We start from the raw sequence: 3,543 nt of genomic DNA on the forward strand, positions 1-3,543 counted from the left end.
TACTCGATGGCGGTCGCGCCGGACTCGTTCTTGCGAAAACGCCTGATGAGCTTGAACATGGAAACTCCTGCCCGTTCGATGGAAACCTGTCCCGACGACCCGATATCGTCCGTCGTTCGGTAAGCTCAAAACTACAGAGGAGCGTTTGCCGCTCGCTTAAGGAACAGCCCTAATCATCGGTTAAGACACGAACCTGCATCACACGGTAAATGATTGGCAAACGCCGTCCCGCAACGTTCCCTTAAGCATCCGCGCATTAAAAATGGTGGCCGGCAGCGTGTGCCCGGCGGAGTTTGTTCGATGCGTCTTCTTGCTCTTGTAGCGGTCCTCGCTCTCGGTGCCCCCTCGCTCGCTCAGGCGGAAAGCGCGGACGGATTGACCGTGCCGATCGACCAGGCGCGCATCCTGCGCATCCCGCGCCAGGCCGGCAGCGTGATCATCGGCAATCCGTCGATCGCCGACATCACGATCCACGATGCCCGCACGCTGGTTATGACCGGACGCTCCTATGGCATCACCAACCTCGTCGTGCTTGATACGGCGGGCGAAGTGATGCTCGACGACAGCGTCGTGGTGTCGGCCGCCGAGGATCATTCGCTTCGTGTCTATCGCCAGGGAACGCGCCAGACCTTCTCCTGCGCGCCGACCTGCGAACCGAAGGTCGCGATCGGCGACGAGACGGGCGTCTTCGCTGGCACGGTGAAGCAGGTCCAAGACCACGACTCCCTCTCCCAGCCGAGCAACTGACGACCGAAACACCCCTCCTCCCCTCTGCGCCGCTTTCATGACAGAAAGGGCGACATTGAGTGGAGAACCAGCTTGCCCCGTGCCTTCCTGATCGTGCTCGACAGTTTCGGAATCGGCGGCGCGCCGGATGCGGCAGCCTATGGCGACGCCGGGGCCGACACGTTCGGCCATATCCGCGAGGCCGCTGCGAACGGGCGGGCCGATCGCGCCGGGCTGCGGCGGGGCCCGCTTCGCCTTCCGTTCATGGAGCGTCTTGGGCTTCTCCACGCCGCCGGCATCACCGGCGGTCCGGCGCCGCAGGGCCTTTTCGGCCGCGCCGAGGAAATCAGCCGCGGCAAGGACACGCCGTCGGGCCACTGGGAGATCGCGGGCGTGCCGGTCCCGTTCGACTGGGGCTACTTTCCGCGCACGCAGCCATGCTTTCCGCCGGCCCTCATCGCCGCGATCGTCGAGGAGTCGGGCCTGCCCGGCATTCTCGGCGACCGCCACGCGTCCGGTACCGAGATCATCGCGGCCGAGGGCGTGGCGAGCATTCGGACCGGTCGGCCGATCGTCTACACCTCGGCCGACAGCGTCCTCCAGATCGCCGCACACGAGGAGGCGTTCGGGCTCGACCGGCTCTACGCCCTTTGCGAGATCGCACGGCGCCATGTCGACGCGCTTACCATCGGACGCGTCATCGCGCGCCCCTTCGTCGGCCGCGACGCCGCGAGCTTCCGGCGCACGGCCAACCGGCGCGACTACGCCGTGCCGCCGCCCGAGCCGACCGTCCTCGACCGGACGATCGAGGCCGGTGGCCGCGTCATCGCGATCGGCAAGATCGGCGACATCTTCGCCCAACGCGGCATCACGGAGGTGCGCAAGGGTGACGGCAACATGGCGCTCTTCGACAAGCTTCTCGGCGCGGTGGAGGACGCCCGAGACGGCGATCTCGTGTTCGCGAACTTCGTCGACTTCGACACGCTGCACGGCCACCGGCGCGACGTGGCGGGCTACGCGGCCGAACTCGAGGCCTTCGACGCGCGCCTGCCCGAGCTCGACGCGCGCTTGCGCCCCGGCGACCTCGTGATCCTCACCGCCGACCACGGCTGCGACCCGACCTTTCCCGGCACCGATCACACGCGCGAGCGCGTGCCCGTCCTCGGCTTCGGCCCCGGCATCGCCCCGTCGGCGATCGGCCTGCGCCCGACCTTCGCCGACATCGGCGAAAGCGTCGCAGCCCATCTCGGGCTCGCGCCCGGCCCGCACGGAACGAGCTTTCTGTAGGGCTTCGCGCCCGTGATCTTGGCGGCGGCGTCGCCAGGCACTACACGCTCTGCCACGACATCAGCCGAAGGAACTGCCCGCATGGACGGCGTCACCGTGATCGATCATCCGCTGGTCCAGCACAAGCTGACCCTGATGCGAAAGCAGGAGACCTCGACGGCGAGCTTCCGCCGCCTCCTGCGCGAGATTTCGACGCTCCTCTGCTACGAGGTGACGCGCGATCTAGACATCACGACGATCGACATCGAGACGCCGATGGGGCCGATGTCGGCACCGATCCTCGAGGGCAAGAAGCTCGTCTTCGCCTCGATCCTGCGCGCCGGCAACGGACTTCTGGAGGGCATGCTCGACCTCGTGCCGGCGGCGCGCGTCGCCCATGTCGGGCTCTACCGCGACCACGAGACGCTGCAGCCGGTGGAATACTACTTCAAGGCGCCGGAAGACCTCGAGAACCGCCTCATCATCGTCGTCGACCCGATGCTGGCCACCGCCAATTCGGCGGTCGCGGCGATGGACATGCTGAAGAACCGCGGCGCGCGCAACATCCGCTTCCTCTGCCTCCTCGCCGCCCCGGAAGGCATCCGCCGCTTCCGCGACGCCCATCCCGACATTCCCGTCTTCACCGCCTCGATCGACCAGGGGCTGAACGAGAAGGGCTACATCATCCCCGGCCTTGGCGACGCGGGCGACCGGATGTACGGCACGAAATAGGCGCACGCCCCGCCTCAACGCTTTGGCAACCCCGTTCCGTCAGGCTGGTGGCAGCGCGCCCTTCCGGCACGCATGCCCCGGATGCCGGCCGATGACGAAGCTCCTCCCCCTCCTGATCGGCGCGACGGCCATAGCGCTCGTCTTCCCCTCCGCCTTCGAGCGGTACCGGGCGAGCCTCGTGTCCGAGGGTGAGGTCGAGCGCCTGGAGCCGCCGGTCGCCGTGGTGGAGGCATCCCTGCCACGCCCGGTTGGCCGGATGGTCCGGCTTCCCGCCGGTCCCGATGGTCATTTTCGCGTCGAGGCGCGGTTCGACGGCCGAAACGAGGAGGTCATGGTCGACACGGGCGCGACCTATGTCGCACTCGGGCAGGACACCGCGCGCCGGCTCGGCGTCCGCGTCGACCCGGCGGGCTTCGTGCATCGCGCCCAGACCGCGCAAGGGACGGTGCGCGCCGCACTCGCCAAGGTCCGCCGCCTGTCGATCGGCCCGGTGGAGGCCGCCGATGTCGACGTCATGGTCCTCGAGGGCCAGGGCCCCGGCGTGACGCTGCTGGGCATGAGCTTCCTGAAGCGCCTGTCGCGGTTCGAGGTCGCCGACGGCCGGCTGACGCTGGTTCAGTAGCCAAAACGCCATCGGACGGGTTGCCCCGCCCGTCCTGTCGCGAAACACTCCCCTTGCTGATTTGGGGAGACATTCATGACGAAACGATTTGCAACGACGGGCCTCGCCTTGGCCGCGGTCTCGGCCCTGGTGGCGGCGCTGCCGGCGCGAGCTGCCGACAATCCGCACGGGGGCGAGCGCATCGGGACGGTCTCGCA

At 68.0% G+C, this 3,543-nt stretch carries 4 protein-coding genes; all 4 read left to right on the forward strand.

Annotated elements, in window-relative coordinates; all coding sequences use genetic code 11:
• Positions 1-300 precede the first annotated feature (300 nt).
• Positions 301-747 carry a pilus assembly protein N-terminal domain-containing protein gene (locus QZ753_RS13025; RefSeq protein WP_294644211.1) on the forward strand — a complete coding sequence of 149 codons (447 nt, stop codon included), beginning with the start codon at positions 301-303 and terminating at the stop codon, positions 745-747.
• A gap of 72 nt (positions 748-819) precedes the next feature.
• Positions 820-2,013 (forward strand): phosphopentomutase, encoded by a 1,194-nt coding sequence (locus QZ753_RS13030; protein ID WP_294644212.1) that lies wholly within the window; start codon positions 820-822, stop codon positions 2,011-2,013.
• A gap of 81 nt (positions 2,014-2,094) precedes the next feature.
• Positions 2,095-2,724: a uracil phosphoribosyltransferase gene (gene upp, locus QZ753_RS13035; RefSeq protein WP_294644213.1), complete on the forward strand. Its 630-nt coding sequence runs from the start codon at positions 2,095-2,097 to the stop codon at positions 2,722-2,724.
• A gap of 91 nt (positions 2,725-2,815) precedes the next feature.
• Entirely contained in the window at positions 2,816-3,346 is a 531-nt protein-coding gene (locus QZ753_RS13040; RefSeq protein WP_294644214.1) for a TIGR02281 family clan AA aspartic protease, read from the forward strand.
• Positions 3,347-3,543: the final 197 nt, after the last annotated feature.

This window comes from uncultured Aureimonas sp. (assembly GCF_913775355.1).
Lineage (GTDB): Bacteria > Pseudomonadota > Alphaproteobacteria > Rhizobiales > Rhizobiaceae > Aureimonas.

Excerpts from the sequence above, each read along its gene's own strand:
- QZ753_RS13025 (WP_294644211.1), top strand. The coding sequence starts at position 301 with ATGCGTCTTCTTGCTCTTGTAGCGGTCCTCGCTCTCGGTGCCCCCTCG.
- QZ753_RS13040 (WP_294644214.1), top strand. The coding sequence starts at position 2,816 with ATGACGAAGCTCCTCCCCCTCCTGATCGGCGCGACGGCCATAGCGCTC.
- upp (WP_294644213.1), top strand. The coding sequence starts at position 2,095 with ATGGACGGCGTCACCGTGATCGATCATCCGCTGGTCCAGCACAAGCTG.